General features: G+C 71.7%; 27 protein-coding genes. 13 read left to right on the forward strand and 14 right to left on the reverse strand.

Going from position 1 to position 18731, the window contains the following annotated elements; genetic code table 11:
• Nucleotides 1-91: 91 nt before the first annotated feature.
• From L0P92_RS29745 to L0P92_RS29755, 3 genes are all read left to right on the forward strand, one after another.
• Nucleotides 92-685, forward strand: coding sequence for a hypothetical protein (locus L0P92_RS29745; protein WP_234766141.1), 594 nt, complete (start codon nucleotides 92-94; stop codon nucleotides 683-685).
• A gap of 65 nt (nucleotides 686-750) precedes the next feature.
• Nucleotides 751-1464 carry a restriction endonuclease gene (locus tag L0P92_RS29750; protein WP_234766142.1) on the forward strand — a complete coding sequence of 238 codons (714 nt, stop codon included), beginning with the start codon at nucleotides 751-753 and terminating at the stop codon, nucleotides 1462-1464.
• A 308-nt stretch (nucleotides 1465-1772) separates the two neighbouring features.
• Nucleotides 1773-2963, forward strand: a complete 1191-nt coding sequence (locus L0P92_RS29755) for a cytochrome P450 family protein (protein ID WP_234766143.1) — start codon at nucleotides 1773-1775, stop codon at nucleotides 2961-2963.
• 70 nt (nucleotides 2964-3033) lie between these two features.
• Here L0P92_RS29755 and L0P92_RS29760 read toward each other — a convergent pair whose 3' ends face one another.
• Both L0P92_RS29760 and L0P92_RS29765 read right to left on the reverse strand, forming a co-directional pair.
• Nucleotides 3034-3771, reverse strand: coding sequence for a hypothetical protein (locus tag L0P92_RS29760; protein ID WP_234766144.1), 738 nt, complete (start codon nucleotides 3769-3771; stop codon nucleotides 3034-3036).
• Nucleotides 3772-3801: 30 nt separating this feature from the next.
• The gene (locus L0P92_RS29765) at nucleotides 3802-4263 is read right to left on the reverse strand and encodes a helix-turn-helix domain-containing protein (RefSeq protein ID WP_176188230.1); all 462 of its coding nucleotides are present in this window, start codon (nucleotides 4261-4263) and stop codon (nucleotides 3802-3804) included.
• A 313-nt stretch (nucleotides 4264-4576) separates the two neighbouring features.
• On the opposite strand from L0P92_RS29765, the gene L0P92_RS29770 reads away from it, so the two are divergent.
• On the forward strand, nucleotides 4577-4885 hold the full coding sequence (locus tag L0P92_RS29770; RefSeq protein ID WP_234766145.1) for a hypothetical protein: 309 nt from the start codon (nucleotides 4577-4579) through the stop codon (nucleotides 4883-4885).
• Nucleotides 4886-5030: 145 nt separating this feature from the next.
• Here the strand turns inward: L0P92_RS29770 and L0P92_RS29775 are convergent, their stop codons facing one another.
• The 3 genes from L0P92_RS29775 to L0P92_RS29785 all read right to left on the reverse strand — a co-directional run bounded on the left by L0P92_RS29775 (nucleotide 5031) and on the right by L0P92_RS29785 (nucleotide 6639).
• A complete protein-coding gene (locus tag L0P92_RS29775) occupies nucleotides 5031-5552 on the reverse strand; it encodes a hypothetical protein (RefSeq protein WP_234766146.1) in 522 nt (173 codons plus the stop codon).
• 197 nt (nucleotides 5553-5749) lie between these two features.
• Nucleotides 5750-6220, reverse strand: a complete 471-nt coding sequence (locus tag L0P92_RS29780; RefSeq protein WP_234766147.1) for a hypothetical protein — start codon at nucleotides 6218-6220, stop codon at nucleotides 5750-5752.
• 38 nt (nucleotides 6221-6258) lie between these two features.
• Nucleotides 6259-6639, reverse strand: a complete 381-nt coding sequence (locus L0P92_RS29785; protein ID WP_234766148.1) for a DUF6011 domain-containing protein — start codon at nucleotides 6637-6639, stop codon at nucleotides 6259-6261.
• Between the two features lie 157 nt (nucleotides 6640-6796).
• On the opposite strand from L0P92_RS29785, the gene L0P92_RS29790 reads away from it, so the two are divergent.
• From L0P92_RS29790 to L0P92_RS29810, 5 genes are read left to right on the forward strand one after another with little or no spacing between them, the layout of a single operon-like run.
• Nucleotides 6797-8074 carry a DNA methyltransferase gene (locus tag L0P92_RS29790; protein WP_234766149.1) on the forward strand — a complete coding sequence of 426 codons (1278 nt, stop codon included), beginning with the start codon at nucleotides 6797-6799 and terminating at the stop codon, nucleotides 8072-8074.
• Between the two features lie 14 nt (nucleotides 8075-8088).
• On the forward strand, nucleotides 8089-8553 hold the full coding sequence (locus L0P92_RS29795) for a hypothetical protein (RefSeq protein WP_176188220.1): 465 nt from the start codon (nucleotides 8089-8091) through the stop codon (nucleotides 8551-8553).
• On the forward strand, nucleotides 8553-8759 hold the full coding sequence (locus L0P92_RS29800) for a hypothetical protein (RefSeq protein ID WP_176188218.1): 207 nt from the start codon (nucleotides 8553-8555) through the stop codon (nucleotides 8757-8759). Before L0P92_RS29795 ends, L0P92_RS29800 begins: the two co-directional genes overlap by 1 nt.
• Nucleotides 8756-9295: a ParB/RepB/Spo0J family partition protein gene (locus L0P92_RS29805; protein WP_234766150.1), complete on the forward strand. Its 540-nt coding sequence runs from the start codon at nucleotides 8756-8758 to the stop codon at nucleotides 9293-9295. Before L0P92_RS29800 ends, L0P92_RS29805 begins: the two co-directional genes overlap by 4 nt.
• Nucleotides 9292-10371: a DNA cytosine methyltransferase gene (locus L0P92_RS29810; protein WP_234766151.1), complete on the forward strand. Its 1080-nt coding sequence runs from the start codon at nucleotides 9292-9294 to the stop codon at nucleotides 10369-10371. Before L0P92_RS29805 ends, L0P92_RS29810 begins: the two co-directional genes overlap by 4 nt.
• 62 nt (nucleotides 10372-10433) lie before the next feature.
• On the opposite strand, the gene L0P92_RS29815 is transcribed toward L0P92_RS29810, so the two are convergent.
• Nucleotides 10434-10703 (reverse strand): hypothetical protein, encoded by a 270-nt coding sequence (locus L0P92_RS29815; RefSeq protein ID WP_176188212.1) that lies wholly within the window; start codon nucleotides 10701-10703, stop codon nucleotides 10434-10436.
• Between the two features lie 150 nt (nucleotides 10704-10853).
• Here L0P92_RS29815 and L0P92_RS29820 point away from each other — a divergent pair, with 150 nt between their 5' ends.
• A complete protein-coding gene (locus L0P92_RS29820; RefSeq protein ID WP_234766152.1) occupies nucleotides 10854-11267 on the forward strand; it encodes a hypothetical protein in 414 nt (137 codons plus the stop codon).
• 40 nt (nucleotides 11268-11307) lie between these two features.
• Nucleotides 11308-12867 carry a terminase large subunit domain-containing protein gene (locus L0P92_RS29825; RefSeq protein WP_234766153.1) on the forward strand — a complete coding sequence of 520 codons (1560 nt, stop codon included), beginning with the start codon at nucleotides 11308-11310 and terminating at the stop codon, nucleotides 12865-12867.
• A 53-nt stretch (nucleotides 12868-12920) separates the two neighbouring features.
• Here the strand turns inward: L0P92_RS29825 and L0P92_RS29830 are convergent, their stop codons facing one another.
• The 7 genes from L0P92_RS29830 to L0P92_RS29860 all read right to left on the reverse strand — a co-directional run bounded on the left by L0P92_RS29830 (nucleotide 12921) and on the right by L0P92_RS29860 (nucleotide 16175).
• Nucleotides 12921-13127, reverse strand: a complete 207-nt coding sequence (locus tag L0P92_RS29830) for a hypothetical protein (protein WP_234766154.1) — start codon at nucleotides 13125-13127, stop codon at nucleotides 12921-12923.
• A 69-nt stretch (nucleotides 13128-13196) separates the two neighbouring features.
• Nucleotides 13197-13421 carry a hypothetical protein gene (locus L0P92_RS29835; RefSeq protein ID WP_234766155.1) on the reverse strand — a complete coding sequence of 75 codons (225 nt, stop codon included), beginning with the start codon at nucleotides 13419-13421 and terminating at the stop codon, nucleotides 13197-13199.
• 184 nt (nucleotides 13422-13605) lie between these two features.
• Nucleotides 13606-13944, reverse strand: a complete 339-nt coding sequence (locus L0P92_RS29840) for a hypothetical protein (RefSeq protein ID WP_234766156.1) — start codon at nucleotides 13942-13944, stop codon at nucleotides 13606-13608.
• A gap of 196 nt (nucleotides 13945-14140) precedes the next feature.
• Complete coding sequence (locus L0P92_RS29845) at nucleotides 14141-14746, reverse strand: hypothetical protein (protein ID WP_234766157.1); 606 nt, start codon at nucleotides 14744-14746, stop codon at nucleotides 14141-14143.
• Between the two features lie 82 nt (nucleotides 14747-14828).
• On the reverse strand, nucleotides 14829-15077 hold the full coding sequence (locus L0P92_RS29850; RefSeq protein ID WP_234766158.1) for a hypothetical protein: 249 nt from the start codon (nucleotides 15075-15077) through the stop codon (nucleotides 14829-14831).
• A gap of 172 nt (nucleotides 15078-15249) precedes the next feature.
• On the reverse strand, nucleotides 15250-15744 hold the full coding sequence (locus L0P92_RS29855; RefSeq protein WP_234766159.1) for a hypothetical protein: 495 nt from the start codon (nucleotides 15742-15744) through the stop codon (nucleotides 15250-15252).
• Nucleotides 15745-15920: 176 nt separating this feature from the next.
• Nucleotides 15921-16175 carry a MerR family transcriptional regulator gene (locus tag L0P92_RS29860; RefSeq protein ID WP_234766160.1) on the reverse strand — a complete coding sequence of 85 codons (255 nt, stop codon included), beginning with the start codon at nucleotides 16173-16175 and terminating at the stop codon, nucleotides 15921-15923.
• Nucleotides 16176-16395: 220 nt separating this feature from the next.
• Here L0P92_RS29860 and L0P92_RS29865 point away from each other — a divergent pair, with 220 nt between their 5' ends.
• Nucleotides 16396-16632 (forward strand): hypothetical protein, encoded by a 237-nt coding sequence (locus L0P92_RS29865; protein WP_234766161.1) that lies wholly within the window; start codon nucleotides 16396-16398, stop codon nucleotides 16630-16632.
• Nucleotides 16633-16706: 74 nt separating this feature from the next.
• Nucleotides 16707-18554 carry a hypothetical protein gene (locus L0P92_RS29870; protein WP_234766162.1) on the forward strand — a complete coding sequence of 616 codons (1848 nt, stop codon included), beginning with the start codon at nucleotides 16707-16709 and terminating at the stop codon, nucleotides 18552-18554.
• On the opposite strand, the gene L0P92_RS29875 is transcribed toward L0P92_RS29870, so the two are convergent.
• Nucleotides 18531-18731: hypothetical protein (locus tag L0P92_RS29875; RefSeq protein ID WP_234766163.1), on the reverse strand; the 201-nt coding region annotated here is incomplete at its 5' end. The two genes, L0P92_RS29870 and L0P92_RS29875, sit on opposite strands and share 24 nt — an antisense overlap.

An 18731-nucleotide genomic window follows, 5' to 3' on the forward strand; every position in this document is an offset into this window, starting at 1 on the left:
CACCCCCCCGGCCCCCCCCCGCACACCCGCCCTCCAGCAGCCCGCACCGCCCCGCAGCCCCCGACCACTTCAGACAAGGAAGCGTGACCCCATGAACGACGGCAACGTCCGGCTCAGCAAGTCCGAGTACGACACGGCGCAGGCCCTCCTCGCCGACCTCAGCGACACCACCCCCGGTCGGCACATCCCACAGCCCGGCCCCGTCGCCCCGGGCATCGCCCCCTTCGTCGTCCCCGACGGCTACACGGTCCGCGAGACCCACAAGACCAACACCGACGGCTCCACCGAGATGGTCCGCGAGGTCGTTCCCCTCGAGCAGCCGACCCCGCCGCCGGCCGCGCCGCGCCGGGCCATGTCGGCCTCGCCCGACCCGGCCTCGCTGCCCACCGCCTTCATGGAGCGCGAGCGGCGCACCCTGCCCCAGTGGCTCACCTGGAACCGGCGCAAGCTCAAGGCCGCCACCTACCTCGCCGGTGTTGCCGCGGTCACCACCGTCGGCGCGGTGTACGGCAACGACATCGTCGACGCGATCGACTCCGGCCTGCACACGCTGTGGGGCGCGACCGTCACCGTGCTGAAGGTCGTCGGCATCGTCCTCGCCGGCGCCCTGTTCCTGCGCATCGTCTTCGGCGGTGGCCGCCGCAAGCGCTCCGGTGGCTTCTCCGGTACCTGGTGGGAGGACTGACCTCCCCTCACCCGTACGCCCGGCGCACCATCCCGAACCGAATCGACCGATAGGAGAGACCCACCATGGCCAGCACCACCCGCCGCCCGCACCCCGAGCGCCGCCGTCCCGCCCGCCGCACCAGCCGTCGCCGCCACCCCGCCGGCCGCCGCCGGGGCGCGGTACGCCGCGGCTGGCGACGCCACTTAACGGCCGGAGACCGCACCGCGCTCATCATCGTCGTGGTCCTGGCGCTGCTGTTCATCGGCGACTACCTCAGCCGCCACCCCGGCATACTCGCCGCGCTGCTGACCGTCCTCGGCCTGGCCGGCGTCACCACCGCCTACCTGTGGGGCAGGCGCCGCTACCGGCGCTGGCGCCTGGACGGGCACGGCGAACTGCCCACCGACATCGACCACTTCCGAGCCCTGTCACCCGGCGGCTTCGAACGCGCCGTCGCCCGGCTGTGCCAACGCGACGGCTGCACCAAGGTCGAAGTCCTCGGCGGCGCCAACGACCGGGCGGGCGACGTGAAGGCCCGCACCCCCGACGGACGCTGGCTGCTGATCCAGTGCAAGCGGTACACCCAGACCAAGAAGGTGAGTGCCGAGGTGCTGTACCAGGTGAACGGCACCTACCAGGACACCCACGGCTGCGACCTGGCCGCGATCGTCACGACGAGCGGCTTCACCGCGAGCGCCTTCGACTGGAACAACGACCTCGAGGCGCCGCTGAAGCTGATGGGCTCGCAGGCCCTGCTGGAGTGGGCGGACGGCACGGGACGCGCCCCCTGGCAGTAGCCGCCGGTGAGACGATGGACGACGGCGTGGTGGCGCAGCCCGGCGGGAGGGGCTGCCCCACCGGCATGTCCGGCCCCAACTAAACCCTTCCTTACGTAGTGGGTTTCGTGTACGGTGGGGAGCACCGGGAAAGCCGCGGGCATCGGCGGAACCGGCGACGAATGCAGCCGTGGAGCAGCTGAGTTCGTCGGGCAGTACGGGAGATGGGAGCGCATCGGCCCCCGGCCTGAAGTCCCCTCGAGGGACTCGGCCGGGGGCCGCTGTCGTTGCCCCGCCGGACGCTCGAGCCGCACCCATAGGGTGAGCGCATGGATCTTGCGGACGATTTGATAACCCGCCCATACGACGTCTACCGGAGTCTGCGCACCGCCTCGCCCGTACACCGCATCGCCGGGCCCGACGGCCAACCGGCCTGGCTCGTCACCCGGTACGACGACGTACGCTCCGCGCTCGCCGACCCGCGGCTGTCGCTGGACAAGGCGCACGCCCGGGAGGGCAGCTACCGCGGGCTGGCGCTGCCGCCGGCACTGGACGCCAACCTCCTCAACATGGATCCGCCGGACCACACCCGGCTGCGCCGCCTGGTCGGACGCGCCTTCACCCCCGGCCGGGTCGAGCAGCTGCGCAAGCCGGTCACGGCCACCGCCGAACGGCTCCTGGACGCGCTGGGTGCGCAGGGCACGACCGACCTGATCGCCGCCTACGCGGCGCCCCTGCCGATCACCGTCATCTGCGAACTCCTCGGCATCCCCGACAGCCACCGACGGGACTTCCGCTCCTGGGGGAGCGCGCTGGTCGCCCCCGATCCGAGCCGACCCCAGGCCGCCAAGGAGGCCGTGGTGGCGATGATGGGGTTCTTCAAGGACCTCATGGCCCACAAGCGGGCCAGCCCGGCGGACGATCTCCTCTCCGACCTGATCGCCGTCCGGGACGCCGACGACGACCGGCTCACCGAGGACGAGTTGATGTCCCTGGCGTTCCTCATCCTCTTCGCCGGATACGAGAACTCGGTCCAGCTGATCGGCAACGCGGTCCTGGCGCTCCTGCAGAACCCGGACCAGATGGCCCTGCTGCGCGAGGACCCGGCACGGATCGCCGGCGCGGTCGAGGAGTTCGCCCGCTTCGAGGGCCCGGCCCTGCTCGCCATCCGCCGCTTCCCCACCCAGGACGTGACGATCGGCGGCGCGACGATCCCCGCGGGCGACACGGTGCTGCTGTCCCTGTCCGCCGCCAACCGCGACCCGGACCGCTTCCCCGACCCCGACCGCCTGGACCTCGGCCGTGACGCCGCCGGGCACCTGGCGCTCGGCTACGGCATCCACTACTGCCTGGGCGCACCGCTGGCGCGACTGGAGACCGAGGTCGCCCTCGCCGCGCTCCTCGGCCGGTTCGAGGACCTCGAGCTGGCCGGGAGCGAAGTGCGCTGGCGGCCTTCCCTGCGCGCCCGCGGCCTGGTCGACCTGCCGGTGCGCTACGCCGGCACCGGCCCCTCCCGCTGACCCCGGCACCCCGGGAGACGACTGTGGGCCGCACGCGCGTTGCGTGCGGCCCACAGTCCTGAACGCGGCGTCAGAGCCCGGCAGGCTCCTGCTCCTTGTCCTGCTGCAGCCGTTCCCGGAACGCACCCACCATGGGCAGCGTCAGGCCCAGGAACAGGAAGATCACGGCCAGGCCGCTCAACGCGGGGCTCACGACCTCCTCGACATCCAGCGACCACGGATTGCCCAGGATGTAGAAGATCAGGTACGAGCCCTTGGACAACGTGTAGGCCATGCCCAGCGTCGCGGCCATGGAGGACAGCGCGAAACCGGCGCCGCTCCAGGGCCGGATGCCCCAGTTGCGCCGTGCGGTCCGGCCGCACATGAAGGCCAGCTCACCGCAGGTGACCATGACGTACGCCAGGTAGATCAGCAGATACGCGGCGACCCGGGTGTCCGCGGCGTACGCGGTCGTGAACTCGATGTGCGGCTCGTTCGTCGCGAGGAACAGCGGCACCATGACGGCCAGTTCCACCATGGCCGCGAAGGCCCGCTGGTACATCGCGGCCCGCACGTACTCCGGCCGGTAGGCCAGGTCCACCATCGTGATCTGCAGGGCCGCGCACCACAGGATCGCGCAGATGTGCGCGATCAGCTTGCCGACGTTGGCGACGCCGGTGGCGTCCTCCGCCAGGTCGGCGACCACGGGGACGGCGAAGAAGACGCCCAGGGTGCAGACGCCGAACGCGGCCGCGATCGACCACGTGGACACGCGCGGGTTGCCGACGGCCCTCCTGGTGCAGAAAAAGGTGACCAGCAAGCCGGCCACTGTGCACGTCCCGAAGACTATGCCGTCCACTTAGAGCCCTTCCAATGCATCGGCCGCATACTGAGCGGCCTCGTCCCTACTGCGCCGGCGACGACGTCGGCCCGGCTTCTCGGCCGCCTCACTGCGCGGCACCGGCGGCAAGCCGAGATCGTCGCGCCGCCGCTCCAAGTCTGCAACGACGTTTCGCCACTCACTCTTGGGGAGCCCATTCAACAGGGCGAGGACGCGGCGCGCGTCGGGATCTTCGAACACCTCGAGCGCCGTGAGGTCGTCGTAGCTGTCGTGCGGGAGCAGGTACGCGGGCGGCACGCCGCCCAGGGCCTGGCACAGGGCCACGACCGTCGCGATGGTCGGGTTGTCCTGCGAGCCGTTGGCCAGTTTGGCGATCGCGGCGTGGGAGACCGACGTGTGATCTTCCTCGAGCGCGTCGACGCCGGCGGACAGCGAACGTGATGTGTGCGCCCGGCCGTTGGCGTCCCGGCGGCTGGCCATGAGGGCCCTGAGTTTGTCCGCCAGGGACGGACGGCCTGGGCTCACCGCTCACCAGGCTTGCCGGGCACGGCGTGAAAGCCGCCTGGCCGCCGATGACTGATCACAACCACGTACTCACTCTCTTGATCTTGACCCTGTGTACTTTAGTTGACACGTTCAGGTGTGAAGGGCAGGATCACGATTTGCGCGCAGAGTAGTCACATTCCGTTTCCGGGTCACCTGGCCGCCACCAGGCATGCCCTCCGGCGACCACTGGGCCTCACCGGCTCGTTGTGCGTTTCCGGGCGAGCACACTGAGGAGAGACCAGCAGGCATGAACGACTCCCGGGCGGCGTCCACCGCCCGACCCCCCACGTACAGCGCACCCGCTTCCGTCACGCTGCTCGCAGCCGGGCGCGAGGACGGGAAGGTCGTGGCCATCGGCACGGCGCGGCTCTGCCGCCCCTCGAGGGCCGATTCCTCCCCGCCTGCCGCGCCTCGGGGGAGCCGCCCCGTGCCCGCCACGGGCTCGCCCACCCTGGACTGCGCCCGGGCCGGGCAGCACCTGGCGGACGTGCCCGACGTGCGAGCCCTCATCGCCCGTATGCGGAACACGGCGCCCGCCGATGCCCCCGATTTTTGACCGCCCCGACGGGCGATCCGATCATCGGACACGTTCGGGTCTGGCGCGGACCATCCATTCCCTTCTCTAAACCCCCCGTGCCGAGAAGACACGCCAGACCCGAACCCAACTCCCCGCCCCGGTAGGGGACTTGTACGGATACTCCCTAGGCGCGCCGGGCGGCCACCGCGTCGTACCGCTCCTCCTCCACCTCGTCCTCGAAGGCGCTGCGGGCCCCCTCGAACAGACCGTCGGCGTCGACGTCATGGACCGTCAGCAGGGCCCGGCGCATCGCAATCAGGAGGCGAGCGAACCGCGGGCCCCGCTCGCCCAGCAGGCGCCACGCCTCCGTACGGGCGGCCTCGTCCCAGGCGGCCTCGCCCCGGCTCTCCGAGGCGGCCACCGCGTCCAGCAGCAGCCGGGGGATCACGATCCCGTCGGCCGCGTGGAAGAGGTTGGAGACCAGGTCGCCGAGGACCTCGCACGCCCAGTCGGCCTCCGTCGCCAGGTCCTCGGCCCGTACCGCGTCCCACCGGTCCTGGCTGCCGCCCCGGGCGCAGGCCGCCCACACCAGGCCGACGTCCTCCCGGGCGCTGGGCTCGTGCCCGAGGGCGGCCCGGGCGTCGTCGTAGTACGCGAGCAGCGCCCGGCCGTACCGTGCACGGACCTCGTTGGTGACTTGAGGCATGATGAACTCCTGCTTTTTGTAGGGGAGTTGACGCCGCCGGGGTGGCGGCGGCCCATTCATCACTCCGCTCGCGCAGGACTTGCAACCCCGGAAAACCGGCCCTGTGCTGCGCCGATGCCGGCACCGCAGGGGGAAAGCCGAACGCCCCGCCGGCGGGCGGGGCGAGGGGCGGTGCCGGCTGGACGGCCGGGGGAGGGTCACCACGGCATGTGGGCGTCGACCAGGGCGGCAAGCCAGGCGGGCAGGTCGTGGGTGCCGGGGATGAAGGTGATGGTGGTGTACTCCTCCGGCTTGTTGGTGCCCGGCACGCGGTAGCCGTTGACGTACGCCATCTCCAGCATCGGCTCCTCGCCCGTGGGCCGGCGGTACTTCAGGTACACCGACTGCGGGGCGAGGGTGACGCCGAAGAAGTCCGTCACGTTCGGGGCGCCGGTGACCTGAAGGGACCGGTTGCGCTCTTCGACGATCGGGTGGGCCACAACGCCCTCCCGGGCGGCGGGCGTCTCGGACTCGGTCTCAGGGGCGGCCTCGGGGACCAGACGGACGATCTCGCCCTTGTGGGTCGTGACGAGAAGCGGCTTGCGCTCGTCGGCGGCCCACATCACGGATTCGGCGATCTCCTGGTTCCCGTCGTTCCAGTCGATCTCGTAGGCGTCGGAGTTGGTCACGGTGTTCCTCTCTGTCCGGCCCGTGGAGCCGCCGCCGGTCAGGCGGCGGCGACGATCTGGGCGGCGATCCGGTGGTAGCAGGTGTGCTGGCCGCGCAGTCCGGCCGGGCAGGTGCATGCCTGCGGGGCCGTCTTGTAGGTGGTGATCCCGTCGGAGGCGACCACCTGGAAGACCCGGCGGGCGCGCAGGCGGACCAGGCCGCCCATCTCGATCAGCTCGGTGGCCTTCGCGACCTGGGCGGGCTTGTGGCTGCCGGTCTGCGCGTGGGCCAGGGCGGCAGCCTTGACCTTGCGCAGGCAGGTCGGGCCGTAGCCGAGGGCGGCAGAGCGGGCGGAGCGCAGGACGCGGTCGCAGCGGAGGCAGTGGGTGTGTCCGGCGGTGCGCTGCATCTCTGCCTCCTGGGGGCGGGTCGTCCTCACACCCCAACTATACAACGTGACGTTGTAAGGTTGGAAGGGGAGGGGGCATGATCTTTTGCCGAACCGCCAGCCGCCCCGGGCCACTTGACGCCCGCCCAGGTCACCGCCGTGGTCGGGGAAAATGGATCACGGCACTGTGGGGGTGGACGGAGCTGCCATGGGCACCCCCACGCCCACCGCCGCGGTGACCTACCTCGGCACCCGCGAGATCCCCTTCGACCAGCTCGAGCGGTTCCCCGGCAACCCCCGGCGCGGTGACATCGACGCCATCCGCGGCTCGCTGCGCCGTCACGGCCAGTACCGCTCCCTGGTGGTGCGCGCCCTGGGGGAGGACCAGTACGTCATCCTGGCCGGCAACCACACCCACGACGCCCTTAAGGCCGAGGGCTACGCCGCCGCCCGGTGCGAGGTCATCGAGTGCGACGACGACCAGGCCCGCCGCATCAACCTCGCCGACAACCGGCTCGCCGAGCTCGGCACGTACGACAACGACGCCCTGGCGGACCTGCTCTCCTACCTCGACGGCGACCTCGACGGCACCGGCTACACCGCCGACGACGTCTCCGCCCTGCTGGGCACCGAGGAAGAGCCCGCCGCGCTCACCGACCCCGACGACATCCCCGACGCCCCGGCCGACCCGCACTCCCAGGTCGGCGACGTCTGGATCCTCGGCCGCCACCGCCTCCTGGTCGGCGACTCCACCGACGTCTCGGCCGTCGAGGAGATGCTCGACGGCGACCGCTGCGACGCGATGTGGACCGACCCGCCGTACGGCGTCGACTACGTCGGCAAGACCAAGGACGCACTGACCATCCAGAACGACGGGGCCACCGACCTGCCCGAACTGCTGGCCGGCGCCTTCGCGGTGGCCACCGTCGCCCTCAAGCCCGGCGCCCCCGTCTACGTCGCGCACGCCGACACCGCCCGCATCACCTTCGAGACCGCGATGACGGACGCCGGGTGGCTGGTGCGGCAGAACCTGATCTGGGCCAAGGACACCATGGTCCTCGGCCGGTCGGACTACCACTACCGGCACGAGCCGATCCTGTACGGGTTCACCGACGCGCCGGCCGGGTCCGGGCGGCTGGGCCGCGGCGGGGAGCGCTGGTACGGCGACAACGCGCAGACCACGGTGTTCGAGGTGCCCAAGCCCGCGCGCAACGCCGAGCACCCCACCTCCAAGCCCGTCGACCTCATCACCGCCGGCCTACGCAACTCGTGCCGCCCCGACGGGCTGGTGTACGAGCCGTTCGGCGGCTCCGGCTCCACCCTCATCGCCGCGCACGTCACCGGCCGCTCGGCCCGCGTCGTCGAGCTCGACCCCCGGTACGCCGACGTCATCTGCCGCCGCTACCAGGAACACACCGGCGAACAGCCCGTGCTCAAGTCCACCGGCGAGCCGCACGACTTCACCCTCCCCGACCAGGACGACTGAACGGGGGCTGACCCGTGCCCGCGTCCAAGGCGCAACGCGCCGCCACCGCACACCGCCGCGCGCAGGCCATCGCGCTGCGGCTGGCCGGCATGGACTTCCAGACGATCGCCGAACGGCTCGACTACTCCGACCGCGGCGCCGCCTCCAAGGACGTCCACCGCGCGCTCGAGGCCAACCTCGAGGCCGAGTCGGCCGCGGCGGCGACCCTGCGCGAACTCGAAGTCCAGCGTCTGGACCGGATGCAGGCCGCCGCCTGGGCCAAGGCCGCCAAGGGCGACCTCAAGGCGATCGAGACCGTCCTGAAGGTCATCGACCGCCGCGCCCGGCTTCTCGGCCTCGACCGGCCCGCCCGCACCGAGATCACCGGCGCCGACGGCGGCCCGCTCCAGGTCGAAGCCGTCGACCTCGCCGAGCTGGAACGCCTGATCACGCTGACCGACGACTCCGCGCCCGGCGGCGAGACGCCGGAGGAGGCGTAGTGCCCGCGCACCCGGCCGCCTTCGCCCACCTCGCCGCCCGACTGCGCCGCACCCGCGACCCCGCCCTGCGGGACCAGCTCCTGGACATCTGGATCGACATCCGCGACCGCGCCACCGAATGGGACGCCCGCAGGTGGGGCTTCGAGGACCCCGACACCTGGGCCCGGCGCATCATCGCGGACCACAACGAAGGACGCCCCGCATGAGCGAGACCACCGCCGGCCTGCCCGGCGCCACCTACACCGGCACCCGCGACGTGCCGCTCGAGGACCTGACCCGCTACCCGGGCAACCCCCGCCGCGGCGACGTCGAATCGATCCGGGCCTCCATCCGCCGCCACGGCCAGTACCGCTCCCTGGTCGTCCGCGACACCGGCGACGCCCTGGTGGTGCTGGCGGGCAACCACACCTCCGACGCCCTTCGTGCCGAGGGCCGCACCACCGCCCGGTGCGAGGTCATCACCTGCGACGACGACACCGCTCGCCGTATCAACCTGGCGGACAACAAGCTCGCCGAGCTCGGCTTCTACGACGAGGAGGACCTCGCCGCCGCGCTCGCGGCGCTCGACGGCGACCTCGAGGGAACCGGCTGGAGCCAGCAGGAGGTCACCCGCCTGCTGACCGCCGAACTCCCGGAAGGGTTCGCCGCGTTCGACGAGTCGATCGCCGAGGCCCTCCAGCCCACCACCCACACCTGCCCCCAGTGCGGGCACACGTTCACCGGTGACGAGGCCGCAGCGTGAGCCCGGCCGTCGTCCGCACCCGGCTCGCCTACGGCCGGCTCCTGGCCGACGCCTGGGCCGCCCACCTCGCCCCGCGCGCGGCGGACGCGCCGACCGTCGTGTCGACCTTCGCCGGGGCCGGGGGCAGCTCCCTGGGCTACTCCATGGCCGGATACCGGGAGCTGCTCGCCGTGGAGTGGGACGACCACGCCGCCGACTGCTTCCGCCGCAACTTCCCCCACGTGCTGCTGCACCACGGCGACATCGCCGCCCTGGACCCGGCCGTCCTCGGGCTGGTGCCGGGTGAGCTGGACGTGTTCGACGGCAGCCCGCCCTGCCAGGGCTTCAGCACGGTGGGCCGCCGGCAGATCGACGACCCCCGCAATCAGCTCTTCCGCCAGTACGTACGGCTGATCGAGCACTGGCAGCCCAAGACGTTCGTGATGGAGAACGTCGCCGGGATGGTCCGCGGGCAGATGCGCTCCCTGTTCGCCGAGATCCTCGGCGCGCTCAAGGCCGCCGGGCCCGGCTACCGGGTCACCGCCCGCCTCGTGGACGCCTCCTACTTCCGCGTCCCGCAGAAGCGCATGCGCATGATCTTCATCGGTGTCCGGCGCGACCTCGGCCTCGACCCGGTCCACCCGGCGCCCGTCGACCGGCCGCTGACCGTCCGGGAGGCCCTGGCCGGCCTGGACGACCCCGGCCCCTTCCAGCGCCCCTCCGGCAAGGCCGCCCGCGTGGCCCCGCTCATCCCGCCCGGCCGCAACGGCGGCGACACGCTCCTCGACCTCGGCGGCAAGAAGGCGTTCTTCTCCCTCGAGCGCCTGGCCTGGGACAAACCGGCCTTCACGCTCATCAAGGAGGTGAGCGCGTCCCGCAACGGTCTGCTCCACCCCGACGAGGACCGCCTGCTGGGCGTACGGGAACTCGCGCGCCTGCAGACCTTCCCCGACGCCTATGACTGGGGCGACAGCCCCGTCGACAAGGTCTGGGCGCGCATCGGCAACTCCGTCCCCCCGCTGCTGATGCGGGCCATCGCCCAGACCGTGCGCGAACGGATCCTGGACGCCGCCGAGTTGGGCCGACCGCGACCGTGAACAGCTCCGTGGTGGCGGCCGTGGCGGGGCGGCGGGGGGTGCCCGCCGCCCCATGGGCCGTGCTACTCGGTCACGGTCAGGGACTGTACGAAGGCGGCCTGCTCGAACCCGACCCGAGGGTCCAGTTCGCCCGCCGCCATCTGCTGGTACAGCCTGGCCGCCGTCTCCCGCTTCCAGGCGTCCGATACGCCCAGGAGTTCCAGCACTTCCCGCGTCTTCTGCTCGGTGTCCTGCTTCAGCCAGGCGAACCTGATCTCGGCGACTTCGGCTTCGAGGCGCTGGCCGATCTGCTCGCGCTCGCTGTCCCGGTCCCTGCGTGTCCTCTTCGGCATGGCTCAACTATACAACGGAGTGTTTTAAAGATGGAAGGGTGTGGGGCATCTTCCTGATCTCCATTGCCGCAGATCGGAGCCCCTGCTCCGCAGGTTGACCACAAGGGACCCGCGCAGGGGCCACCACACCGCCCCCCGGCGGTGTGACTCATGGAGGACACCATGGCGCACCTCGACCAGCGGCGTGCCGAACTGCTCCGCCGCCGCCTCACCGGCGAGGACTTCACCGCCATCGCCCGGGAGCTGGACTACGCCGACGCAGCCGAGGCCGCCGCCGACTTCGCCGACGCCCTCGCGGCCACCGACCCGCTCGAGCCTCTCGCTCGCCACGAAGCCGACCAGCGCTCCCTCGACGAACTCCAGTACGCCATCTGGGACTTGGCGACGACCGGCGACCTCGACGCCATCAGCACCGCACTCGCCATCAGCGACAGCCGCAGCCGACGCCTGGGCCTGGATGCCCCGGCCCGCCTCGAGAGCGCCGGACCCGCCGTCGACCCGGCTGCCGTCACCGCCGCCGAACTGGACGAACTCCTCGCGCTGATCGAGGACCCCCCGATCTGAGAGATCATGGAAGGGTGCGCGGGGGTGCACGGAGCCCCCCATGATGAAGGCGCCGGACCAGGAGCAACGCCTCCTCGAGCGCTACCGCACCCTCCCGCGCGCCCAGCGGCTCGTCATCGCCCGCACCGCCTCGCCCGACCTGCGCATCCGCCTGGCCCACATCGAGCGGCAGATGGCGATGGACCGCTCCCCGGGGGCGCTCGCCGCGCTCCTGACCGACGGCCGTGAGCTCCAGGCCCGGCACCTGAACCTCATCGACCAGGCGTTCATCCGGATCGCCCGCGGCGAGCGGGTCCGGCTCCTGCTGAACATGCCGCCCCGGCACGGGAAGAGCCAGAGGGCCGCCCGATGGGCGCCCCTGTGGTACCTGCGCCGCAACCCCACCCACCGGCTGATGATCGCCTCCTACAGCGCCGTGCTCGCCGAAGGCCACGGCCGCTGGCTGCGCGACTCCATCAACGAGTACGGCGAACAGCTCGGCATCTCCCTGCGCTACGGCTCCAAGGCGGCCGGCCGCTTCGACCTCACCGGGGGCCCCGGCGGCCTCGTCACCGCCGGTGTCGGCGGCTCGCTGACGGGCATGGGCGCGCACCTGGCGATCGTCGACGACCCGCTGAAGGACGCCAAGGCCGCCGCCAGCCCCACGGTGCTCGGCGACCTGTGGGACTGGTGGCAGCAGGTCCTCAACACCCGTATGGAGCCCAACGGTTCCATCGTGGTCATCCAGACGCGCTGGTCGGAGAACGACCTCGCGGGCCGGATCCTCACCCAGGACGCCGCCCGCGACACCGCGCGCTGGACGGTCATCAACCTCCCTGCGATCGCCGACAGCCCGGACGACGCCCTTGGCCGCGCCCTCGGCGAGCCGCTGTGGCCCGAACGCTTCGGCCTCGAGCACCTGCAGGACTTCCGCGACGAAGTCGGCGAGCGCGGCTGGTGGGCGCTGTACCAGCAGCAGCCCAGGCCGCTCGAGGGCGGCATCTGGAAGTGGGAGTGGATCCGCGGCCACCGGGTCAGCACCGAGCAGCTGCGCGGCATCAAGCTCACCCGGATCGTCGTCGCGGTCGACCCGGCCGGAGGCGGCGAGGACAGCGACGAGGTCGGCATCGTGGCCGCCGGCCGCGACGCCGCCGGGAACCTGTACGTCCTGGCCGACCGCTCCGGGAAGAAGGGCGCCGCCGACTGGGGGCGCGCCGCGTGCGAACTCGCCCTCGAGGTCGACGCGGACGCCCTGGTCGTCGAGTCCAACTTCGGCGGCGACATGACCCGCCAGGTGCTGGTCCAGGGCTGGGACGAACTGGTGCGCGGCGGCGGGCCCGAGGCGGCCGGGGCGCTGCGCCCGCGGATCATTCCGGTGACCGCGAAGCAGGGCAAGAGGTTGAGGGCGGAGCCGATCGCGCAGCTGTACGAGCAGGGCCGGGTGCGGCACGTGGGGGAGTGGCCGGCGCTCGAGGTCCAGATGGTGACCTGGATGCCGGGCCTGGACTCGCCGGACCGGATGGACGCGGCGGTGCACGCGTTGACGGAACTCGCCAACCCGGCGGCCGTGGACAGCGGGACGGGCGGCTACCGCGACGGGCGCCTCAACGGACGCCGGTGAACGGCGCAGCCCCGGCCGGGTGGGCCGGGGCTGCCGGGGGCGGGTGTCGGGGGCTAGCCGACCTGAAGGAGCGTCCAGCGGGTCGCGCCGACCCCGGCGCCCCAAGCCTTGTCGGTCTGACCGACCCGGAAGTTGTAGGCGTCCATCGCGGCGTCCAGCGCGTTGCCGTTGTGGTCGGTGTCGTCGAAGTACTCGGTGGTGTCGTCGTCCTGGAAGACGCGGCCCTGCGAGTCGAGCTCCTTGAGGATGTAGAGGGGCATCCGCTGCTCCTTTCGTCTCCGTGCGGGCCCGCCTCGCTCTCCTCGAGGCGGGCCCGGTGTGGCGTTCGGCTAGTTGCGGCTCCAGCTGCTCCAGCCCAGGGCCTCCTGGGCCTCGCCGCTGAGGTAGCCCTGCTGCTCGCCCTCGGCGATCCAGCAGGTGCCGTCCTCGGTCTCGGTCACCTCGCCGATCGTGTACTCGAAGGGGTAGTTCGGCTGCGTGGCCAGGCGCACCTTGGCCTCCGGGTTCATCCGCTCGAGCTTCTCGATCAGGTCGGCGACCGTCATCTCGTCCATGCTGCGCTCCCTCTGCACTTATCGAGGTCCGCGGGCTTTCCCCGCCCCCTTCGAGATCAACTATACAACGTGACGTTGTAATGTTGGAAGGGGTTTGGTGATCTTTCTCCAGCGGGGTCGCGGGTGGTCCCGCAGCTTTGCCAGCCGCCCGGTGTGCTCGGGCGGCTGGCAAAGCTGCGGGCGTTCAGGAGGCGCAGGTGTCCAGGATCGCCATCCCGTCCGCCGTGGTGACGAACTCCCAGATCGCGCCGTGCAGGAGTACGTCGCGGGCGGCCGTCAGGTCCCCGTCGTACTCGGCGAGGTCGATCCGGCCTCTGTCGGCGGCGTCCTTGAGGGCCTCGCGCCAGTCGGCGCCCACCCCCGTCACCCGGTTCTCGGCGTACCCCTTGAAGGTGGAGGCGAGGGACTCGCGCCGCCAGGCGCGGTCCTCGGCATCCAGGTCGGCGACCGGCCCGAAGGTCTCGGCGACCTCCTGGCGGGCGAAGGCTATGCAGATCCGGGCCCGGCGTCGCGCGTTGTCCATGAGGTGCTCCTCGGTTCGTCCTGGGCGTCCGCCCCTTCCAACATCAACTATACAATGATGCGTTGTAAGGTGGAAGTCGTGGGCCCAGATCTTTCGAGGAAAGTCCCTGATGGGCACGCACTTGGCGCGTGGCCGGCGCCGCCACAGCGCGCCGTGCGGCGCCCGGTCCGCCCCGGGGCAAGCGGGGCGGACCGGGTCAGTGCCAGGCCACGTCGCGGCCGTGTGCGGCGCACCAGTCGGCCAGCTCGTACAGCTCCCGCAGGCGCCGCTGCAGGTAGCCTGGCGCACGGCCGCAGACGACCGTGCGCCCGAGCCGGAGGTCCGGCACGCCGGGATCCTCGGGGGCCAGGCCGAGCGCGGTCAGCACCCGGGCCCGGAAGTCTCCCGCGCCCAGCTGGCCGTGGGCGTCGACCACGGCGACCGGGATCACCGCGGCGTCGTCCGGCACCTCGAGCGGCAGACCGGCCTCGAGGGCGTCGCACGCCGCGCCCGCGTCCGCGGTGAGCGGGAAGCCGAGCGCCTCGAGGACGCCGACGACGTTGGTGTTCGAGAACTCCACGAACGGCACCTCCCCGTCCGGGTCCACCTCCTCCGCGTACAGCGGGTACTCCGGGCAGATCTCGGGCAGGTCGCAGCCGGGCAGCGGGTCTCGCGGGCCGGGGGCGGCGTTGGCCCGGTCGGCGGCCTCCTGGGCGTCCGGGTAGCTGCCGAAGCGCGGGGCGAGCACGGTGGCCTGCGGGCAGCAGCAGCTGACGGCGTAGCCCACCGGCGGCCGGTGTGCGGCGGTGAAGGTGACGGTCACGGAGCCTCCTTGGTGGTCGGTCGCGGGTCCGGTGGCGGGGGCTTGCCGTGCTTGCCCCAGGGCAAGCCCCCGCCGTTGTCGGCTAGTTAGGGTTGGCGATCGCCTCGCGCAGCGCCCGGTCCTGCTCGGCGCTGGCGCTGGCGAAGGTGTACTCGGCGTCGCCCCAGCCCGCCCGTACGTCGGTGCAGGCCCGCTCCGTCTCGGTGACGACCACCCGGTAGGTGTAGCCGTCGACCCACACCTCGCCGGTCAGGCCCAGGTTGGTGGGGTGGAACCGCGCCGCGAGGGCGGCCTCGAACACCTTGTCCGCCGTGGGCTGGTCGAGGGTCATGTCTGACTCCTTCCTCGTTGGTACCGGTCCGTTCCTTGCACCCCAACTATACAATGCAGCGTTGTAAGGTTGAAGCGCATGGCGCCGATCTTCCAGAGAAAAGAGGAGGTCAGAGCACCTCCCGCCGGGCTGCGGTCACGGCTGCGCCCCGGCGGAGAGGCCGGGGCGCAGGTCACACGTTGGTCGTCTTCCACCGGTGTACGTAGTCGGCGGCGGCGGCCCGCAGCAGGCTCGCGGTGAGGTGGTACGTCGGCCCGTCCACTCGCGTCCCGGCCTCGAAGGGGTACCGGTCGGCGTGGTCGGGGTGCGGGCCGGGGTTCAGGTACAGGTCGCTGCAGACCACGTACCCGCTGAAGCCCCAGTCACCGACCTCGATCATCTGGTCGTGCACGTCGGTGGCCGTCGGGTCGCCGAGGCTGACCGAGACGGCCGGCTCGTCGTCGAAGTCGTAGCTGGCCGGGTCGTCCCGGTAGACCGGGTCGATGTACTTGTCGGCCACCAGGACGCCGGTGACCGGGCAGTCCGAGCCGGGGAAGTGGATCGCCGGGTCGTGGAAGGAGTATCGGATGCCGGTCGTGCCGTGAACCCAGGCGCCGACCCCGTGAACCGCCAGCGGATCGCTGGCGGGCAGACCGTGGGCGTTGAGGTCCAGGCTGACGGTGAACATCTCGTTCCTCCCCTCAGGGCCGGCGGGTCCGGCCTCTCCCGCAGACTATATATCGTTGTGTTGTAAAGTTGAAGGGCTTTTCTGATCTTGTTTCGGCCCGCCGGAAACGCCGCGCGCCCCGGCTCCGGAGGGGGAGCGGGGCGCGCCGCGGCGGTGCGAGCGTCGGTCTGGGCGGCTCAGGAGTCCTGGTCCTGGAGGTCGGTGCGGAAGCCCTGGCCGGGGCGCTTGTTCTTCCAGTCCTTCACGGTCGTGGGGTACCAGCCGGGCTTCCCGCTCAGTGTCACATCAGGGTCCGGCAGGAGGTGGCGCTTCTGTGACCAGTAGTAGCGCACGGTCCCGACCGCCACGCCGATCTCCTGGGCGACCTCCGCGTAACCCCACACCTCGGTCTCGCCCCCTTCCTGGGGCGCTTCCTTCGATTCCTTCGTCATGATCCTTTGTCCTCTGCTGTCGGGTGGAACGATGGGTGCGCGGTCCGCCCCGCTCTCCTCGGGGCGGACCGCACGTGTTCCGGGCGGTCAGTGCACGTCGACCGCGCCCGGCGCTGACTATACAACGATCCGTTGTCTCCGGCTCCATTGCCACAATACAACATCACGTTGTAAAGTTGGAGGGGTTGAAGCCCAGAAACCACATCGGACGGAGGACCGGATGGACGACGAACTCGCCTGGTACAAGCTGACACCGACGTGGATCGACGTGGACGTGAGCGGCTGGGAACTGGAAGGCGGCAAGCGCGACTGCCACGAGACGTTCAGCGAGATCCCGGAGCGCGACGTCATGCTGGCCAAGCGCTGGGCGAACCAGGTCATCGGCCGCCGCCGCACCTGGCGGCTGGTCGAGGACCGGGACTTCGAGCACTACGAGGCCGGCCACCGCTACGCCTGACGCCCGCAGACCCTCCGGCCCCCCGCCGATATCCTTGATCACGGCGCGGGGCCGACCTTGTCCGGAGGGACGACGTGGGCCTGCGGCAATTCCTCATCGACGCCTGGGGCTGGCTCAACTTCAAGCCGGTGTACGCCGATCCGACCACCGGCGACCCCAACCGGCGGGCCTTCCCGTCCGCGTACGCCACCTGGGTGCCCGAGGAAGACACCCGCCGCCTCGCCGCGTACACCGTCCTCGCCGCCTACGACGGCGGCCAGGCCGGCGAACTCGCCGAGGTCCGCGACGGGCCCTCCGCCCGTGAACGCCGCGAGTACGGCGACCCGGCCGCCTTCGTCGACGCGATCACCTCCGATGTCCTCGGCGACGAACAGCGCATCGTGGTGGCCGGCACGGAGCCGGACGACACCACCACGTTCGACGAGGAAGCCCGCGCGGTCCAGGAGGACCTCCTCACCTGGGCCGAGGACGAGCAGCTGGCCATGCGGATGCAGCAGGCCGAGCGCAAGGCCGTCGGCCTGGGGGACGCCATCTACCGGGTCTCCTGGGAGCCCGACAAGCGCCGCCCCGTCGTGCGCGTCATGGACCCCGGCTTCTACTTCCCCATCCTGGGCGACGACGGCGGGGAGTTCCCCCACCGCGTGCACTTCGCCTGGGAGATCCCCGAGGACAAACGGCGCGGCCTCAAGGCGCGGCTGCGCCGCATCACCTACGAGCTCGGCCCCATCCGCCCGGCGACCGTCTCGGGCGCCGACCGGCGCGGCCGGCCGCTGCGTGCCTTCGTCGGCGACGAGGACGACCCGCAGCTCACCCCGGGCGACACCGCCGACGAGCACGGCAGGATCTGGCGCCAGTACGCCTGGAACGACGAACCGTCCGACCTCACCTGCTACCTCACCGACGCCACCTGGCTGCTGGAAGACCTCGAGCGCACCGACGACGTCGACAACCTGCCGATGGGCAAAGCCACCTACGCCCAGCGCGGCGACGGCGAAGTCCTCGACGCCCTCGACCTGTTGATCGACTTCATTCCGGTGGTCCACCTGCCCAACACGGTGCCCGGCGCCGAAGAGCACTGGGGCAAGGCGTCCCTCGCGGCCGTCCTTCAGATCATGGACGAGCTGGCGGCGTCCGACACCGACGCGGCCCGCGCCTCGGCGACCACCGGCATTCCGATCCTGTCCGTCTCGGGCCTGCAGGACGGCCGGGCCAGCGTGCAGGTCGAACCCGGTACCGTCTTCCGGCTGGCCGACGGCGGGCGCATGGACGTCGTGAACACCGCGCCCCAACTCGCCCAGCTCCTGGCCACGGTGGAGACCCTGCGCGAGCGCGCCGCGGTCAACCTGCGCCTCCCCCCGATCGCACTGGGCACCCAGGACCCGGCGCAGCTGCCTTCCGGCTACGCCCTGAAGATCTCCCTCGGCCCGCTCGACAAGCTGATCGCCGCCATGCGCCTGGCCCGCCGGCACAAGTACCAGCTCCTGCTGCGGTTCGTTCAGCGGTTGTTTATCGCCGGGCAGCACCCCGACTGGATCGGCCGCGGCGTCCACCCGGCGAACATGGTCTTCGGCGCCTACACCCCCACCGACCGCATGGGCGTGCTCGAGGAGGTCGCCACCGCGTACGCGGCCCGGCTGATCAGCCTGGAGACCGCGCTGCGGATGCTCGCCGAGGGCGGCTGGCCGATCGAGGACATCCCGGAAGAGATCGAGCGCATCCAGTCCCGCGCCTTCGACCAGGCCGCCGCCCTCGCCGACGCCACCGGTGATGCCGCCGCCGTACGCGACTACCTCGGCATGAAGCCCGCCGACCCCGAGCAGATCCCCGCCCCGGTCCTGCCCGGCCCCAGCGGCCCACCGGCCGCGGAGGGCACCGGAGTTGACGCGGGACAGCAGCAGTCAAGATCGCCCGTAAACTCGTAGACGGCGCGGGGGCGCACCGGTGGAGGACACCCACATGCCCGACGAACCGCCCACCCCGGCCACCCCGCCCCCCCGCGCGCCCCAGACGCGCCCGCCCACCGCGTCCGAATCGACGAATTCGGCGGCGACGACATCGCCGTCGAGCCGGGCGGCGATCGTGCCGGCCGGCTGCCCCCG

Origin of the sequence: Streptomyces muensis, assembly GCF_021474425.1 — a bacterium.
In the GTDB taxonomy this organism is placed as follows: Bacteria; Actinomycetota; Actinomycetes; order Streptomycetales; family Streptomycetaceae; genus Streptomyces; species Streptomyces muensis.

Excerpts from the sequence above, each read along its gene's own strand:
- L0P92_RS29745 (WP_234766141.1), top strand. The coding sequence starts at position 92 with ATGAACGACGGCAACGTCCGGCTCAGCAAGTCCGAGTACGACACGGCG.
- L0P92_RS29750 (WP_234766142.1), top strand. The coding sequence starts at position 751 with ATGGCCAGCACCACCCGCCGCCCGCACCCCGAGCGCCGCCGTCCCGCC.
- L0P92_RS29755 (WP_234766143.1), top strand. The coding sequence starts at position 1,773 with ATGGATCTTGCGGACGATTTGATAACCCGCCCATACGACGTCTACCGG.
- L0P92_RS29765 (WP_176188230.1), bottom strand. The coding sequence starts at position 4,263 with ATGGCCAGCCGCCGGGACGCCAACGGCCGGGCGCACACATCACGTTCG.
- L0P92_RS29770 (WP_234766145.1), top strand. The coding sequence starts at position 4,577 with ATGAACGACTCCCGGGCGGCGTCCACCGCCCGACCCCCCACGTACAGC.
- L0P92_RS29775 (WP_234766146.1), bottom strand. The coding sequence starts at position 5,552 with ATGCCTCAAGTCACCAACGAGGTCCGTGCACGGTACGGCCGGGCGCTG.
- L0P92_RS29790 (WP_234766149.1), top strand. The coding sequence starts at position 6,797 with ATGGGCACCCCCACGCCCACCGCCGCGGTGACCTACCTCGGCACCCGC.
- L0P92_RS29805 (WP_234766150.1), top strand. The coding sequence starts at position 8,756 with ATGAGCGAGACCACCGCCGGCCTGCCCGGCGCCACCTACACCGGCACC.
- L0P92_RS29815 (WP_176188212.1), bottom strand. The coding sequence starts at position 10,703 with ATGCCGAAGAGGACACGCAGGGACCGGGACAGCGAGCGCGAGCAGATC.
- L0P92_RS29820 (WP_234766152.1), top strand. The coding sequence starts at position 10,854 with ATGGAGGACACCATGGCGCACCTCGACCAGCGGCGTGCCGAACTGCTC.
- L0P92_RS29825 (WP_234766153.1), top strand. The coding sequence starts at position 11,308 with ATGATGAAGGCGCCGGACCAGGAGCAACGCCTCCTCGAGCGCTACCGC.
- L0P92_RS29830 (WP_234766154.1), bottom strand. The coding sequence starts at position 13,127 with ATGCCCCTCTACATCCTCAAGGAGCTCGACTCGCAGGGCCGCGTCTTC.
- L0P92_RS29835 (WP_234766155.1), bottom strand. The coding sequence starts at position 13,421 with ATGGACGAGATGACGGTCGCCGACCTGATCGAGAAGCTCGAGCGGATG.
- L0P92_RS29840 (WP_234766156.1), bottom strand. The coding sequence starts at position 13,944 with ATGGACAACGCGCGACGCCGGGCCCGGATCTGCATAGCCTTCGCCCGC.
- L0P92_RS29850 (WP_234766158.1), bottom strand. The coding sequence starts at position 15,077 with ATGACCCTCGACCAGCCCACGGCGGACAAGGTGTTCGAGGCCGCCCTC.
- L0P92_RS29855 (WP_234766159.1), bottom strand. The coding sequence starts at position 15,744 with ATGTTCACCGTCAGCCTGGACCTCAACGCCCACGGTCTGCCCGCCAGC.
- L0P92_RS29860 (WP_234766160.1), bottom strand. The coding sequence starts at position 16,175 with ATGACGAAGGAATCGAAGGAAGCGCCCCAGGAAGGGGGCGAGACCGAG.
- L0P92_RS29865 (WP_234766161.1), top strand. The coding sequence starts at position 16,396 with ATGGACGACGAACTCGCCTGGTACAAGCTGACACCGACGTGGATCGAC.